The organism is Micropruina sp. (assembly GCF_047606365.1).
Taxonomy (GTDB): domain Bacteria; phylum Actinomycetota; class Actinomycetes; order Propionibacteriales; family Propionibacteriaceae; genus Micropruina.
This window is the reverse complement of the sequence record NZ_JASGEN010000025.1, coordinates 64,071-79,339: the sequence shown is the minus strand read 5'-3', so window position 1 is coordinate 79,339 and position 15,269 is coordinate 64,071. Positions and strand designations below refer to the sequence as shown.

The window sequence follows — 15,269 nt, the reverse complement described above, 5'->3', positions numbered from 1 at the left end:
TGACCAATCACGTCATCCCGGGCGCCAACCCGGGATCTCAGGCGGGGAGAGATCCCGGAGCAAGTCCGGGATGACGATGGAAGGGCTTTGATCAGCGCATCCCTTGGCGTTCATGAAGACCGCTCCGCGGCCGTGGGTGCTAGCTCTGGGGACGCACCCTGGCGAGTGCGGGCAGGCTGCGGTTCGCGACCGTCATCATCGCGTCGATCAGTGCACGCGGTTCGGCGTATCCGGCGGCACCGGTGGCCCGAGCCGCTGGTACACGGCTCGCAACCCACAGCAGTCCCGCGGTCAGAGTCGCGGGCACCTTGCCGACGACGGCATGCATGGCCGGGATGATCTCGTTGCCGAGTTCGCGGACGAGGGCGAACGCCTCGTCCTTCGCTGCGGCCAGCTCCCGCGCCCGCGACCAGGAGATTCCCCGTTGTGCGCGGTGTGCCTCGGCGACCGTGATCATGAACGGTGCGGCGAAGGCCGCGTGGCTGCGCAGCCAGCTCTCCATGTCGGACGTGGTGACCGCCGGGATGCCGGCCGCGGTGAACACCTCCGCCCACTGCGCATCGGTGACGGTGGTGAGCACGCCCCGGCTCTGAATGCTGGCGCGCAGCACGCCGTCCGCGTCGATCTGCGCGGCGATCGCGGGGAAGCCGAACGCGAACCGGTCCCCTACCGCGTCCTGCAGGGTGGAGAGCGAGTCGAACGTGTTGAACATGAACATCACGGTGCGTCCGCGGCTCGCTGTGATCCGAGGCAGCAGCGGCGTCACCTGGTGGGCGAGCACTGTCACGAGGATCAGGTCGAAGTCGACATCGGTGGGCAGTTCGCCTGCCACGGTGGTGGCGACGACACCGTCTGCCGTCCGGATTCCACCGTCGCGGCTGACCTGTTCGAGGCGGCGATTGCGGGCGATGACGGTGACGTCGTGGCCGGCGTCGGCGAGTTGGGCGGCGAAGGTCGAACCGATGCCACCGACGCCCAGGACTGCGATCTTCACTCCAACAACGTACCCAACGCCACACGCGGTTCCGGCTGGGTGAGTTCGAGGTCACCGGCGGGGCCCGACGGTCTCCGCATGGACGGGATCGGCTGAGTGAGCCCGGATGTCGAAATCGTCGATCGTGCGCAGTTCCTCGTTCATCGCCAGGTTCAGTTCACGCAGCAGCAACCGGATCCGCTCGTCATCCCATTGCATGGCGGCGATCTCGGCGCCGCCGGTGAGGATGGGCAGGGTGAGCCGATCGCGGACCGTTTCGTAGCACCCGAACGCCTCGACCTCGGACGCCTCCCCCGCCAGCACCCGGACGGCCGCGCGAGCCAGCAGCTCGGCGTCCCGGAGCGCGTCGGTCAAACCATGGGCGCTGATCGGGTCCTTCCACGAGCCGGCGTCGCCGACCAGCGCCCAGCCCGGACCCCAAGCCCTGCGCAGATAGCCCGGCTGGCCGACAAAGGTGCGGACGGGCGATACCGGCGCTGCCGCACCCAGCCGCGCCGCGAGTGGTGGGGACGCGTCCGCCAACGCCGCCTCCAGACCGGTGCGACCACGTCCGAGTCGATCGGGACGCTGCGCGACGAAGACGCAGGTCAGACCGTCATTGGTCGGGATCAACCCGGCCATGCCCGCCGTCCGGTACGCCCACTCATAGCCGCAGCCGGGCAGGTCACGGCAATACCCGTACGCGCAGGCGGTGGTGTGGGTGGCGAGCCGGGTGATCGGGGCCGCCACCAGGCGGGCCAGGGTCGAGTGACGTCCGTCGGCACCGATGACGAGCCTCGCCTCGATGGCGGTGACACGACCGTCGTGGTGACGCACGTCGACCCCCGCGATCCGGCCGTCTCGTTCGCGCAGACCGACGAGCGTCACCCGGTATCGGACGTCGGCACCCGCCTCGCGTGCGGCGGCGGCCAGCAGCGGGTCGAGCACGGTGCGGCGCGGCGCGTAGAGCGCATCGACGCCGCCGCCGGGCTTGATCGGCACCACAACCGACTCCGTGGCGTAGTGGAAGGTGGTTTCCCGGATCGGCGGCGTCCCCGTACGAATCAGGCCGTCCAGCACGCCCCATCGCCGCAACTGCACGACAGCGCCGCGCATCAGTGCGTGCGTCGACAGGGTGTCGGCGTCCGGACGATCCCGGTCCACCACGACCACCGACAGCCCCGCCCGGGCCAGCAGCAACGCGGTAGCGGCGCCGGCGGCCCGGGCACCGACGACCACGACGTCCGCAGCTGTGCCGGTCATGACGCCCCCTCCTCCGGTCGACGCTGCTCAGCCGGCGTCGACCGCGAAGGTCACCGGGATGCCGTTGGTCATCACGTCCAGCACCGCTGAGCGTGCCACCGACTGGTCGAACACCCGGCGCAGCGCCTCGGGATCGTCGCCCCGCAGCCGGAACGAGACCCGGACGCCTTCGAAGCCGTTGCGCACCGCAGGGTCCAGGCCCAGCAGGCCGAGCAGGTTGATGTCGCCCTCAACCGTCGAACTCACCTCGGTGAGCCGGACGCCGCGGGCGGCGGCGATGTTGGCCAGGCCGGCCGTCAGGCAGGCGGCGAGGGCATGCAGCAGGAACTCGACGGGTGTCGAGCCGCGGTCCCTTCCGGTCAACACGGCCGGATGATCGGCGTCGTAGCTGCGCGGCTCGACATGAGTCAGCTCCTGCATGGCGCCGTAGAACGAGTGGATGGTGGTGCGACTGTTCGTGCCACTGATCCAGTCATTGCTGGCCCGGAACTGGAAGGCCGCGATCTGCGGGTTGGTCTTCACGGCGTCGATCGTGGCGAACAGCGTCTCGACGTCGACGCCGTTGTTCGTGGGCTGGTCGGTGATGGTCATCGTGGGTTCCTCCTGGACAGTGGATGGTGTCTCCTACTGTCAGCGGCGGCGTACGGAACCGCATCCGGGGGTGGTACGGAAGTTGGTGCTCCGTGGAAACCACGGAGAGGGACGCGGAGATCCCGGCGTCCGCCGGGATGACGACTCAGTGAGTCTGACCGGCAGACACACCGCTGGTTGAGCTTGTCGAAACCATGGCGAGTTGGGGCCAGCACAGGGGTCTCGACAAGCTCGACCAACGGTGGGCGGGGTCTCGACAAGCTCGACCGACGGAGGTCAGGCGAGGAAGGACTCCACCTCGTCCAGGAACTGCGCGAAGGCGATGTCGCGCTGCAGCAGCACATGGTTGCGGCTGTTCAGTGCGACGAATCGGGCGTTCGGGATCAGTCCGGCGAGGAATCGTCCCTCTTCGAACGGCACACCCCGGTCACCGGTGGCGTGTAGTACGAGGGTCGGGACTGCCACGGTGCGGGCCACTTCGCTCACGTCGAGATTGTGGAACGCACTCTCCAGCAGCGGCGCATTCTCGGGTGTCGTGGTGCTTCGCAGCTGGTCGTTGAACCAGGCGATCTCGTCAGGCCCGGCGTCCGGCACGAAGGCACGTCCGAAGTTCTCCCGGAACTCCGCACTCTCCATCTGCCAGCCGATCCGGGCCATGCCCACCTTGACGTCCGATTCGGCCAACTGCACCGGGTCGTTGCGCCGGCGCATGCCGCGCGCGTAGGTGCCGTAGAGCACCAGCCGGCGCACCCGCTCGGGGTAGCGGGCCGCGAAGGTCAGCGCCACCGGGCCGCCCTGGGACAAGCCGAGCAACGCCACCTGCTCGTCGCTGGTCGAATCGACGACACGTCGCAGATCGTCGACCCACAGCTCGAGATCGGTGAGGTCGCAGCCGGCGAGATCGCGATCCGAAAGCCCGCAGCCCCGCGGGTCGTAACGCACGTAGCGGTAGCGGGCACCGAGTTCGCGCACCCAGTGGCCCCAGATCGGGCTGGCCTCGGTGTCCTTGTCGACCTGGGTCAGCCAGGTCGCCGTCTTCACCAGCGTTCGTTCGCGGGTGCCGCTCTCCGCGACCGCCAGCCGGACGCCGCCGGCGACCTCGACGAACCGGATTCGTGAGCCCGCTGCTGGAGGCGGGCCAGACTCGGGACCGCTCTGCCCAGCGGTGGTCCGGCCCAGGGCACGCCGATCGCTGACACCGAGCTTGCGCAACAAGGCCGAGACGTGACTCTCCACCGTGCGTACCGAGACGACCAGTTCCGCGGCGATCTCCGCGTTGGTCCAGCGTCGCCGCACGAGTTCGAGCACGGTCCGCTCGCGTGGCGTGAGCGCGTCCCCCATGCGGTGAGTCTGCCACCCGTGCCCCGCGTGCTCTATGCCTCGGCGCACGGGGCCGGGTTTCGAGCCCGGCCTGCGGAGATTTGCTACTCGACCTCGTCGATCAACTCGCGCATGGCGCGCACCTCGGCGCGCAGCCGCTCGCCCAGTTCGGCTTCGGAGGGGTCGGCCCGGGTCATCGCCGACATCACCGCGGTGACCACGATGCCGAAGACGACTCGGGCCCCGTGGGTGCCTTCGGTGCGCTGCTGGATGAGTGCCAGGAACGGCTTCAACCGGTGCATGTTCTGCTGCCAGAAACCCATGGCCAGCTCGGGATGGCCGCGGAGCATCTCCTTGATCCGGCCGAAGTCGCTCGGCAGAGCCACGTTCCGGCCGACCAGTTCGCACGCGTCGGCGACCACCGGGGAGCCGCCGGCGAGGAAGCGCTCGGCGTCCTCGTCGGACACCTGAACCAGCTGCAGGTCGAACGCGGCGGCGAGCTTGGTCGGGAAGTAGTTGAAGAAGGTCCGCGGCGAGACACCCACCTCGTCGCAGATCTCCTCCACCGTGACGTCGTCGGGTCCGCGTTCGGAGACCAGACGCAGGGCGACGGCGTGCAGCGCCTCGCGGGTGGCCCGCTTCTTCCGCTCACGCAGTCCGAGGCAGGCCCGCTCCGCGGTCGCCTCGCTCATCACTGACCCCTCTGCTCCGTCGCCTGGTCGGACTCATTCTCGCCCGACTCAGCCTCTTCCCGCAGCGATTCCGGCTGCTCCGGCGATTCCTCGCCCTCCCCGGAGCCAGCGGCGGCAGCAGCAGCGGCCGTCCGCTCCTCCAGCGCCGAGCGCAGCCGCAGCGGCGGCACCCGGAAGAACCAGGTGATCACGAAGGCGAGCAGCATCACGCCTAGCCCGACCCAGTAGATGGTGATCACCGAGGTGTTGAAGCCCTGCAGGAACGGCTTGGTCAGCCGCGGATCGGCACCGCTCAGGAAGGAGGTGTCGCTGGCACTGGTGTCGGTCTTCACGTCACCGGTGTCGCCGTTGTTGATGGCATCGGACAGCTCGGGAGCGATCTGGTCGATGATCGCCTGGCGCTGCACCGGATCGCTGTAGTCGACCGCCAGCCGTCCGTCGATCACACTGAAGTGCTTCTCTTCGGCGACCTTCTTCAGCGCCTTCTTCTCAGCCTCGGGCACCAGCTCGGCGACCTTCTGGTTGATCAGCTTCTCGATCTTCGACAGCTGCCGCGCACCCGTGCTCAGCTTCGCGGTACCGGTGGCTGCGGCCTTCGTCCCGGTGGTCAGCTGACCACCCTTGTCGGCCGCGGTGGTCACGCCGTCGGCGAGCTTCCCGGTGCCGGAGGCCAGCTGATGCAGGCCGGACGCCAGCTGCTTCGAACCGGACGCCGCCGACGACAGGCCATCGGCCAGGCCGGGCTTGCCGCCACCGCCATTGAGGTAGCCGTTGGTGGTGTTGACGCTGATCGCCAGCGCAGTCATCGCCTTGGTGACGTTGTCCTGATCGGCCGACAGCTTGTCGCAGGCGGTGTCATCGCCGTCGGTGCAGGCCTTCTGATCGGTACCCAGGGTGGTCATCGCCGCCTTGAGTTGGTTGAAGTCGGACGTCGCCTTCTTCGCCTGCCCGGCCGCGACCTTCTCGGCCGCGCCGAGCTTCGTCAGCCCGCCGGCCAGGCCGTCCATGCCGGTGGCCAGCTTGTCGGTGCCGGTGGCCAACTGGTGCGCCGCCGTCCCGATCTGGCCGACACCGCCGACGAACGCACCGGTGCCGGTGCTCAGCTTGTCCAGCCCGAGGGCGACCTGGGAGACGCCGTCGGCCAGCTTGCCGGCACCCTTCGCAGCGTTCTTGTGGACGGCGTCCGCGACCTTCTCACGGACGGTAGCTTTCACCTTGTCCTTGACCTCTTTGGTGGCGTCGGAGAGCTTGTCGTCGATCTCGGACTTGATCTTGTCCGTGATCGGGTTCCACATCTTCTCCATGATCGCCTGGTTGTTCGGCGCGGACGCCACCGCCGGGTCGAGCGCGGCGTCCAAGGCGTCGGTGACCGTCTGCTTGTCGGCCAGCGAGTTGACGATGTTGCCCGGCAGCAGGCTGAACAGCAGCGACAACATGATCGCGGTGCCGAGGGTGCCGCCGATCTGCCGGAAGAACGTCGACGAGCTGGTCGCCACACCGATGTCACGCGGCTCAGCGGCCGCCTGGACGGCCAATGTCAGCGTCTGCATCAGCTGGCCCAGCCCCAGGCCGACCACGAACATCGCGATCATCAGGAACCACAGCGGCTTGTCCGGGGTGAGGAAGGTCAGGATCAGGAAGCCGACGGCAGTGGTGCCGGTGCCGGTGATCGGGAAGATGCCGTACTTGCCGGTGCGGGAGATGACCTGGCCCGAACCGATCGAGGCGATCATCAACCCGGCCATCATCGGCAGCGTCGCGAAGCCCGATTGGGTGGGGTTCAGCCCGGTGACGATCTGCAGGTAGAGCGGAATGGTCAGCATCGCGCCGAACATGCCGAAGCCGACCAGGATGCTGAGCACCGTGGTGATCGAGAACGCGGACTTCTGGAACAGCCGCAGCGGAATGATCGCGTCGGTCCCCATCGCCCGCTCGACCAGGATGAAGGCGAGCAGGCCGACCGCACCGATCACGTAGCAGGTGATCGACGCCGCCGAAGTCCAGCCCCATTCGCGGCCCTGTTCGGCGACCAGCAGCAGCGGCGCCAGGGTGCCGACGACGAGGGTGGCGCCCCACCAGTCGATCCGCGGGTTGCCGTGCCGCTCGTGCGGCACGTGCAGGAAGGCGATCACCATCAGCAGCGCGATCACGCCGACCGGCACGTTGACCAGGAACACCCAGCGCCAGCCGGTGATCCACAGGATCTGGTCGGCACCGGCGAACAGGCCACCGACCAGGGGGCCGATCACGGACGCCAACCCGAACGTGGCCAGGAAGAAGCCCTGGTACCGGGCGCGCTCACGGGGCGCGAGGATGTCGCCGAGAATCGCCAGCGGCAGCGACATCAGGCCGCCGGCGCCGAGGCCCTGGAAAGCCCGGAAGGCCGCCAGGCCGACCATCGAGGTCGCGAAGCTCGACAGCAGTGAGCCGAGAATGAAGATGCCGATGCTGGTGATGAACAGCGGACGGCGTCCGAACTGGTCGGACAGCTTGCCGTACAGCGGCGTCGTGACGGTGGCGGCGATCAGGTACGCCGTGGTGACCCAGGCCTGCTGATCGAGGCCCTGCAGGTCGTCGCCGATGGTCCGGATCGCGGTACCGACGATGGTCTGGTCGAGCGCGCTGAGGAACATGCCGGCCATCAAGCCGTAGATCACCAACATGATCTGGCGATGGCTCATCAGTGGTTCGGACGCCTGCTCTGCCGGGACCGGGCGTTCGATGGTGGCTGTAGCCACGGGATCCTCCTACACATGCGAAACGCCACCGTCTTTGCGGCAGCGCAAAGTTACGGTAGCGCATTTTTGCAGGAATGCAATACGTGAACGATGCGCGGCTCGCATCACGCCGACCGGCGCCGGAAGACGTCCGAGGATCACCCTGGCCAACGGGCGAAGAACGTGAACCGAAAGGGCGTGGACGCGGCACTAGGGTGCTGGCCGTGGCTGATCTCGATCTACGCCGACTTCGCTACTTCGTGGCGGTCGCCGATTCGCTGAGCTTTGTCCGGGCCGCCGCGGCCGTGCACATGACCCAACCCGCCCTGAGCCGTCAGATCGCCGCATTGGAGCACTCGCTGGGCACCAGGCTGTTCGAGCGGTCACGCCAGGGCACCACGCTCACCGCTGCCGGCCAAGAAATCCTGGAGCCGGCGCGCGAGTTGCTGGCGGCGTCCGCGGCGCTGGAACGGACGGCTCGCACGACCGGCCGGACCGCGAGCCGGTTCACCATCGGTTTCATGCCGGGCACGGACGCCGCGTCGATCATCACCGCCTTCCAGGATCAGCACCCCGACCTCCAGGTCAACGCGGTGTTCACGAGTCTCGCCGACCAGGTGGACTTCGTCACCGACGGGCGGGTCGACATCGCCTTCACCCGATTGCCGATCGGCGCCAGCGGCCTGCAGGTCGTCCCGTTGTTCGATGAAGCATTGATGGCAGCAGTCCCGCGAGATCATCCGCTTTCCGACCGGCGCACGGTCCGCCTGGCCGAACTGGGCCGGCCGTACGACCTGGTGACAGCCTCGGTGGGCCCGGGGGCACCGTCGGTTGACGACGTGCTGCTGACCGTAATGACAAGGGGACGGCCTGCCCTGATCCCTGCGGGCCTCGCGGCGTACCACAGCGAACCGGGGATCGCCTATCTCGCCGTCGCCGACGGGCCTTGCGTCGAGGTGGCCCTCGCCTACGACCGGCGACGCACTCTTCCTCACCTCGGAGCATTCGTCGCAGTGTGTCGCGACCAGCTGGGTCCGGTGATCGCGGGCCTTCCCGCGGTTCTGGCCGAGACTCGCCCAGAGGGGCTCGACGCCTAATGCCGATGCGGCATCACGGGTAGCCAAATCGGCATTGGCGGGGCTCTGAAGTCCTCGGCCACGATGTGAGTACCCGGAGCCCGACATCCTCTGGCGGGCACAGAACAGTCAGCGCGCAGGCTGCATCAGCCCAACCAGCCGGGCTCATCTCCCTTGGCTGAAAGGACCTGACCATGCGACGACTACTCCGCAACTGGCTGGTGGTGACCGCGGCGACACTCACGCTGATGGCCACCACCGCCGTCGATGCAGGCGCGACCGGCAGCGCTGCCCACCCCGCACCCGCCAAACCGACCATCGTGTTGGTGCACGGAGCCTTCGCCGACTCCTCGAGTTGGAGCAGTGAGATCCGCCAGCTTCAGAAACGCGGCTACGAGGTGGTCGCGGTTGCGAACCCGCTACGAAGCGTCGCCTCCGATACGGCGTACCTGAAGAGCGTGCTGGCAACCATCCCCGGCCCAATCGTGCTGGCCGGTCATTCATATGCTGGATTCCTGATCAGCGCCGCGGCTGCCGATGATCCGGACGTGAAGGCATTGGTCTACGTCGCTGCCTACATTCCGCGAGCCGGGGAGTCGCCGGCGGACCTGACCTACAAGGACGCGGGCTCGTTGCTGACCGGGGACAACCTCGTCGCGCGGCCCGAGCCGACCGGCGGCACCGACCTCTACGTCAACCCGGCCACCTTCAGGAAGGTCTACGCGGGTGGGCTCACCCGGTCCCAGGCAGCCCTGGCCGCCGTCACCCAGCGGCCCATCGCCGCGTCCGCCCTGGGTGAAGCCACCACCGTGGATCCACCGGCCAATACGCCGAAGTGGGCCATCGTCGCGTTGGAGGACAACGCCATCCCCACGGTCACCCAGAGGTTCATGGCGCAACGGGCACACGCCCGCATCTCCACCACGCACTCGGGCCACGACGTGCCGGCCGCCAGTCCGAAGCTCGTGACCGACGTCATCATCGCCGCCGCCCACTCCGTCCGCTGACCGGCGAGCGATCTTTCCTCAACCCACGCACCTCCACCTCGAAGAAGGGATCCTCGCGATGACCGAAACAACGACAACCATGCCGCGACCACTGGGACCGCTCGGCTCGCTGGCAGCATCGATCGGCAAGCTCTGGTGGGCGTTGCTCATCGTCGGCATCGCCTGGATCGTGGTCGGATTCGCTCTCCTCCGATTCGATCAATCCACTCCGACGGTGCTCGCCGTCGTCTTCGGGGTGGTGGTGCTGCTCGCCGCGCTCGGAGAGGCATTTCGCGCCGTTGTGACCGCCGGCGGATGGCGGGCCTGGCACATCATCGCGGCACTCATTCTGCTCACCGGCGCCATCACCGCTTTCATCAAGCCGAATGAGTCGTTCGCCGGACTGGTCGTCGTCACCGGCCTGTACTACGTGCTCGCCGGGACCTTCGACGTGATCTCCAGCCTGTTCACCGCCGGAATGGTTCCCGGCTGGTGGCTGCAACTCATCTCAGGAGTGCTCGAGATCGTGCTCGGATTCATCGCCTCATCGTCGTTCGAGGCGAGTGCCGTGCTGCTGGTCACCTGGGTGAGCATCGCTGCCCTCTTCCGAGGCGTCTCCGAGATCGCCGCGGCCTTCACCCTCCGTGCGCTTACCTCACCATGACAACGCGACCCGGGTGCTGGTGACCGATGAACACCTCACGGTTGGTCGAGCTCGTCGAAGCCCCTTGTCAGCAACGGCTTTGACGAGTTCGACCAGCGGTGATGGGTTGACCGCGAGCAGTGATTGCTCAGGCGGACAGCCGGGTCGATCCCGGACGCCGGCGACGACGTCCGGAGCCCTGCCGGGAGAGCTGCACCACGGCGTCACTGCGGCCGCCGGTGGACGGGCCGGACGTGCGAGCCTGTCCCCCGGCGCGCTGGCCGGAACCCGAACCCGAGCTGCGACGGTTCGACCGGCCGCCTCCGGAGCGACCACCGCGGCCGTTGCCGCCGGAGCGCTGGTCGACGGGGACGATCTGGGCGGCCTCGCTGGGGATCTGCCCTGCCGCAACAGGCTCGGCGGCCTCACCGGACACGGCGACGACCTGCCGGTCACCCGCACGCACCGGGGTCGGCTGCACGCTGATCTTGGCGGCCCGCGCCAGCGACGCGAAGTCCCGGCGCTGCTCGGGCAGCACCAGGGTGACGACGTCGCCGTCGTTGCCGGCGCGCGCGGTGCGTCCGGAGCGGTGCAGGTATGCCTTGTGCTCGGCCGGCGGATCGACGTGCACCACCAGATCGACCTCGTCGACGTGAATGCCGCGGGCCGCGATGTCGGTCGCCACCATGACGCGGACCCGGCCGTCGGCGAAGGCCTTCAGGCCGCGCTCGCGGGCGTTCTGCGACAGGTTGCCGTGCAGTTCGACGGCCGGGACGCCATCCGCGGTCAGCTCGCGGGCCAGCCGCCGAGCCTGGTGCTTGGTGCGGGTGAACAGCAGCCGGCGTGACGCACCGCCGGCCAGTTCACGGACGATGGCTCGCTTCTGGGTGGCGTCCGGCACCAGGAAGACGTGATGGGTCATCGCGGTGACCGGCGACTCGGCGCCGTCCACACTGTGCACCAGCGGACGCACCAGGAAGCGCTTCACCAGCTTGTCGATGCCGTTGTCGAGGGTGGCCGAGAACAGCAGCCGCTGTCCCCCGCTCGGGGTCGCGGTGAGAATGCGGGTGACGGCGGGCAGGAAGCCCAGATCGGCCATGTGGTCAGCCTCGTCCAGCACGGTGACGGCGACTGCGTCGAGCCGGGCGTGGCCCTGACCGATCAGGTCTTCGAGACGGCCCGGCGTGGCCACCACGATGTCGGCACCGGCCCGCAGTTGCTGCACCTGGCGGGCCTGTCCGACACCGCCGAAGATGGTCATCACCCGTAGCCCGGCGGCCTTCGCCAGCGGTTCGAGGGTTTCCAGGATCTGGTTGGCCAGCTCACGGGTGGGCGCCAGCACCAGACCCCGCGGGGCACCCGGACGGGTCCGCGGTGCGATGCCGGAGGCAGAGGGCACCAGCCGGGCCAGCCGAGCCACCAGCGGCAGCGCGAAGGCCAGGGTCTTGCCGGAGCCGGTGCGGCCGCGGCCGAGGACGTCCCGGCCGGCCAGGGTGTCGGGCAGGGTGGCCTGCTGGATCGGGAAGGGTTCGGTGATACCGCGGCCGCTCAGCGGAGCGACCAGCGCGGAAGGGACGCCCAGCGACGCGAAGGTCGGGGCGGATTCATGTCGTGACACGAAAAGGACTGCTTTCGAAGAAGGTTCACCACGGTCCAAGGTCCGCTCGCGTTCGTCAGCGATGCGCCGGCGCGGTGCGGAAAGTGGTGCGATGCTGGGCTGCGACTGTCGCGCCCTGCACACCATCATCGCACAGCCACCCGCCCGGGTGGGAATCGGGCCCCGTCAGGAGTGATAGGCTTAGGGAAGGCGTGAACGTATTCGCGCAGATCGGCACCCCGATCCCACAGCACTCCAGAAGCGCTGCTGGTCGGTGAGCCTGACCGCCCGGTCAACCGGCTTACCGGAACACCACGACTATCCGATGCGGCCCTCCAGCCGCCCACCACGATTTCCCACCCCGGCGCCGTCGGAGTGGTCAATAGGACCGCAAATCGCGGCCCGCGCAACAAAGAAGGAAATACCGACATGGCCACTGGCACTGTCAAATGGTTCAACTCCGAGAAGGGCTTTGGCTTCATCGCCCCGGACGACGGCTCCGCTGACGTCTTTGCTCATTTCACCGCGATCGAGGGCCGCGGCCGCCGCGACCTGTTCGAAGGCCAGCAGGTCGAGTTCGACACCGAGCGTGGTCAGAAGGGCATGCAGGCCGCCAACATTCGGGCGCTCTGAACCCTGAGCTGACAATGGGGACGGGCTTTCGCCCGTCCCCATTTCCATGCCCTCACGGACCCAGATTCATGTCATCGGGCCACCCACGTCATCCCGGCTACCCACGTCATCCCGGCGAACGCCGGGATCTCCGGACGTCCACACGACCGCGGCTAAGATCCCGGGTCGGAGCCCGGGATGACGCACTACCCCACGTCCGCGTCAGCCGCGGCCCATGCTCGCCGCGGCCGGGCAGCTGAAGCTGTGCCGGGCGGCCCAGCCGACGTCGTTGATGTAGCGGACCACGATGGTCAGCGCCGCTCCGAGATTGTTCTCCACATACGGGACGCCGTGCGCCCGGCAATGCTCACGCACCAGAACCCGCGCCCGCGATAGATGCGGCCGGGGCATCCCCGGGAACAGATGATGCTCGATCTGGTAGTTGAGCCCGCCCATCAGCGCGGTCGCCCACCAGCCTCCTGAAACGTTGCGTGAGGTGAGCACCTGCTTGTCCAGGAAGTCGAGTTTCGCGCCGTGCGGCACGATCGGCATGCCGATGTGGTTCGGCGCGAAGCTGATGCCCATGTAGAGGCCGAACACACCCAGCTGCACGGCCAGGAACGCGAATGCCATGCCGAGCGGCATCACCCAGAAGACCAGCCCGAGGTAGAGCGCGAACCGGGTACCGATCAGCGCCAGCTCGGTGGCGCGGCCGTCGAGCTTGCCGGGACGGAACAGCCGGCGGATCGACGCCTGATGCAGGTCGAGACCGAGCAGCAGCATCAGCGGGTAGAACAACCACCCTTGTCGGCGGGTGATCCAAGCCCGGAATCCGGTGGCGAACACGGCGTCCTCGTCGGTGAACGACACCCAGCCGGGAGCGATGTCGGGGTCGCGTCCGATCTGGTTCGGGTTGCCGTGGTGCCGGGTGTGCTTGGTCATCCACCAGGCGTAGCTGATACCGACGAAGACGGTCGCCAGCAGCCGTCCGAAGCGATCGTTGGCCGGACCGGAGGCGAACACCTGACGGTGCGACGCCTCGTGGCCGAGGAACGCGAACTGGGTGAACACGATGCCCAGCGCAGCCGCGATCAGCAGTTGGAACCAGGAGTCGCCGAGCAGCACCATGCCGGCCACGCAGGCGGCCAGTGCGGCGACCAGGCCGCCGAACAACACCAGGTAGAAGCCCGGCCTCCGGGCGTTGAGGTCGGCGGCGCGGACCTGCTGGGCGAGTTGGGTGAAGCTGTTGGTGCGACGCTCCCACTCGGCACGGGCCGCGATTCCGCGGTTCGAGCGAACGGGCGCAGGGGCATCAGTGGCCGACATGCGGTCTCTTTCTGTGACGGTTCGACGGTGACCGTTCAATCAGAGACCCGGGCGGCGCTCGAGAACAGCTGAGGCCTAGCCTACGGCAACGTAGGTAGCGATGGATACAAATCCGCCGCACCCCGTCCGCTGGATGGGATCGGGTGCCGGCAGACAGCGATCAGCGCAGCAGTGCGGCGCAGAAGATCTGACCCAGCCAGGCCGTGATCTCCTCGCTCGTCCACCCCCGGTCCTGCAACAGCCAGCGCGGTTCGTTGGCGTTCAGCACCCAGAGGATGTCGGCCGCGCGGTCGACATCCAGGTCCTCCCGCAGCCAGCCCGCCGAGTGCCAGCGTTCCGCCCAGAACCCGCTGCCCACTCTGCGCTCGCCATCGATCGTGCGGGCGAACTCCGACAGGGTCGGGTCGGCGTCACGAGAGCCGAGCACGACCCGCAGCAGCGGATCGATGCGTGCCGCGATGATTCCCGCCAGCCGGGCGTAGGCAGTGAGCGACTCGGCGGGATCCGTCGCCTCAACCACGGCGATCGCCTCGGGCCGCTGCGCCAGCGGAACCGCCTCGTCGTCGCCGACCAGCGCGGTGTCGTAGACCGCCTTCAGCAGGCCAGCTTTGCCGCCGAAGGCCTTGTAGATCGTCTCTTGCGACACCCCAGCCGCCTCCGCCACACCCCGGATCGTGGTGCCGGAGAAGCCGCTGTCGAGGAAGGACGTCCGCGCGGCGTCCAGCACGCGAAGTCGGGTCGCGCGCGCCGCAGCGGCACGGGACGAGTTGTCGTACGCCACCGAATCTCCGAAGGCCGAAGGGTTGTCTTCCTGTTTGATACAGCCTACTGTATTGATTCGTTCCAGTTAACTGTATTGAAAGGTATGGGATTCATGACCAGCACACTTCACCACTCCGTCCAGGCCCGGGTCGCCGAGCGCGCGATCCACCACACGCTGGGCGGCTCGATCGCCGACCTGGCCACCGTCGTCCACCCGGACGCGTTCAACCGGATGTCGGTCACCGAACCACCGGCCACCCGCGGCAAGGGGCCCGCCGCCTTCCACGCCACCGGCGAGTGGCTGCGGGCAGCGCTCAGCGACCTGGTCTGGCGCACCGAGACCGAGGTCGTCCAGGACGATGTCGTTGTCACTTACGGCACCCTGTCGGGACGCCACACCGGCGACTTCGTGGTCTGGACGCCGACAGGCACCGTCGAACGGGCGTTCGCGCCGACCGACCGAACCTTCACCGTGCAACAGGCGCACTTCCAGCGGCTCGACAACGACTTCGTGATCGAACACTGGGCGGTCCGCGACGACCAGGGCATGGGCCTGCAGCTCGGCTGGATCCCGCCCACTCCCGGCTTCCTGTTCCGCTGCTTCCTGGCCACCCAGCGGGCCCGGAACGCTGCCCAGGCGCACGGGTGACCTGGATTGACGGTGTCGATCCAGGTCGGCTGCCGGTCGCGTCGCCAGGCGCTCCGGCCCGC

At 68.2% G+C, this 15,269-nt stretch carries 14 protein-coding genes; 5 read left to right on the top strand and 9 right to left on the bottom strand.

What is annotated here, in order from left to right:
- Nucleotides 1-139 precede the first annotated feature (139 nt).
- The 6 genes from QM624_RS03570 to QM624_RS03545 all read right to left on the bottom strand — a co-directional run bounded on the left by QM624_RS03570 (nt 140) and on the right by QM624_RS03545 (nt 7,577).
- Complete coding sequence (locus tag QM624_RS03570) at nt 140-994, bottom strand: ketopantoate reductase family protein (protein ID WP_415088793.1); 855 nt, start codon at nt 992-994, stop codon at nt 140-142.
- A 51-nt stretch (nt 995-1,045) separates the two neighbouring features.
- A complete protein-coding gene (locus QM624_RS03565) occupies nt 1,046-2,236 on the bottom strand; it encodes an NAD(P)/FAD-dependent oxidoreductase (RefSeq protein WP_415088791.1) in 1,191 nt (396 codons plus the stop codon).
- Between the two features lie 27 nt (nt 2,237-2,263).
- A complete protein-coding gene (locus tag QM624_RS03560) occupies nt 2,264-2,827 on the bottom strand; it encodes an OsmC family protein (protein WP_415088789.1) in 564 nt (187 codons plus the stop codon).
- Nucleotides 2,828-3,103: 276 nt separating this feature from the next.
- Nucleotides 3,104-4,168, bottom strand: coding sequence for an alpha/beta fold hydrolase (locus tag QM624_RS03555; RefSeq protein WP_415088787.1), 1,065 nt, complete (start codon nt 4,166-4,168; stop codon nt 3,104-3,106).
- 83 nt (nt 4,169-4,251) lie between these two features.
- A complete protein-coding gene (locus QM624_RS03550) occupies nt 4,252-4,839 on the bottom strand; it encodes a TetR/AcrR family transcriptional regulator (protein WP_415088785.1) in 588 nt (195 codons plus the stop codon).
- The gene (locus tag QM624_RS03545) at nt 4,839-7,577 is read right to left on the bottom strand and encodes a DHA2 family efflux MFS transporter permease subunit (protein WP_415088783.1); all 2,739 of its coding nucleotides are present in this window, start codon (nt 7,575-7,577) and stop codon (nt 4,839-4,841) included. Before QM624_RS03545 ends, QM624_RS03550 begins: the two co-directional genes overlap by 1 nt.
- A 203-nt stretch (nt 7,578-7,780) precedes the next feature.
- Here QM624_RS03545 and QM624_RS03540 point away from each other — a divergent pair, with 203 nt between their 5' ends.
- The 3 genes from QM624_RS03540 to QM624_RS03530 all read left to right on the top strand — a co-directional run bounded on the left by QM624_RS03540 (nt 7,781) and on the right by QM624_RS03530 (nt 10,282).
- Entirely contained in the window at nt 7,781-8,653 is an 873-nt protein-coding gene (locus QM624_RS03540) for a LysR family transcriptional regulator (RefSeq protein WP_415088781.1), read from the top strand.
- Nucleotides 8,654-8,826: 173 nt separating this feature from the next.
- Entirely contained in the window at nt 8,827-9,639 is an 813-nt protein-coding gene (locus QM624_RS03535; RefSeq protein WP_415088779.1) for an alpha/beta fold hydrolase, read from the top strand.
- 58 nt (nt 9,640-9,697) lie between these two features.
- Nucleotides 9,698-10,282: an HdeD family acid-resistance protein gene (locus tag QM624_RS03530; protein WP_415088777.1), complete on the top strand. Its 585-nt coding sequence runs from the start codon at nt 9,698-9,700 to the stop codon at nt 10,280-10,282.
- A 127-nt stretch (nt 10,283-10,409) separates the two neighbouring features.
- Here the strand turns inward: QM624_RS03530 and QM624_RS03525 are convergent, their stop codons facing one another.
- Complete coding sequence (locus tag QM624_RS03525) at nt 10,410-11,879, bottom strand: DEAD/DEAH box helicase (RefSeq protein ID WP_415088775.1); 1,470 nt, start codon at nt 11,877-11,879, stop codon at nt 10,410-10,412.
- A 408-nt stretch (nt 11,880-12,287) separates the two neighbouring features.
- Here QM624_RS03525 and QM624_RS03520 point away from each other — a divergent pair, with 408 nt between their 5' ends.
- Entirely contained in the window at nt 12,288-12,491 is a 204-nt protein-coding gene (locus QM624_RS03520; protein ID WP_298130278.1) for a cold-shock protein, read from the top strand.
- Between the two features lie 201 nt (nt 12,492-12,692).
- On the opposite strand, the gene QM624_RS03515 is transcribed toward QM624_RS03520, so the two are convergent.
- Nucleotides 12,693-13,796, bottom strand: coding sequence for a fatty acid desaturase family protein (locus QM624_RS03515; RefSeq protein WP_415088773.1), 1,104 nt, complete (start codon nt 13,794-13,796; stop codon nt 12,693-12,695).
- Nucleotides 13,797-13,956: 160 nt separating this feature from the next.
- On the bottom strand, nt 13,957-14,577 hold the full coding sequence (locus tag QM624_RS03510) for a TetR/AcrR family transcriptional regulator (RefSeq protein WP_415088771.1): 621 nt from the start codon (nt 14,575-14,577) through the stop codon (nt 13,957-13,959).
- Nucleotides 14,578-14,670: 93 nt separating this feature from the next.
- Between QM624_RS03510 and QM624_RS03505 the strand changes: the two genes are divergently transcribed.
- Complete coding sequence (locus QM624_RS03505; RefSeq protein ID WP_415088769.1) at nt 14,671-15,207, top strand: ester cyclase; 537 nt, start codon at nt 14,671-14,673, stop codon at nt 15,205-15,207.
- Nucleotides 15,208-15,269: the final 62 nt, after the last annotated feature.

Excerpts from the sequence above, each read along its gene's own strand:
- QM624_RS03520 (WP_298130278.1), top strand. The coding sequence starts at position 12,288 with ATGGCCACTGGCACTGTCAAATGGTTCAACTCCGAGAAGGGCTTTGGC.
- QM624_RS03555 (WP_415088787.1), bottom strand. The coding sequence starts at position 4,168 with ATGGGGGACGCGCTCACGCCACGCGAGCGGACCGTGCTCGAACTCGTG.
- QM624_RS03515 (WP_415088773.1), bottom strand. The coding sequence starts at position 13,796 with ATGTCGGCCACTGATGCCCCTGCGCCCGTTCGCTCGAACCGCGGAATC.
- QM624_RS03550 (WP_415088785.1), bottom strand. The coding sequence starts at position 4,839 with ATGAGCGAGGCGACCGCGGAGCGGGCCTGCCTCGGACTGCGTGAGCGG.
- QM624_RS03505 (WP_415088769.1), top strand. The coding sequence starts at position 14,671 with ATGACCAGCACACTTCACCACTCCGTCCAGGCCCGGGTCGCCGAGCGC.
- QM624_RS03530 (WP_415088777.1), top strand. The coding sequence starts at position 9,698 with ATGACCGAAACAACGACAACCATGCCGCGACCACTGGGACCGCTCGGC.
- QM624_RS03560 (WP_415088789.1), bottom strand. The coding sequence starts at position 2,827 with ATGACCATCACCGACCAGCCCACGAACAACGGCGTCGACGTCGAGACG.
- QM624_RS03535 (WP_415088779.1), top strand. The coding sequence starts at position 8,827 with ATGCGACGACTACTCCGCAACTGGCTGGTGGTGACCGCGGCGACACTC.
- QM624_RS03565 (WP_415088791.1), bottom strand. The coding sequence starts at position 2,236 with ATGACCGGCACAGCTGCGGACGTCGTGGTCGTCGGTGCCCGGGCCGCC.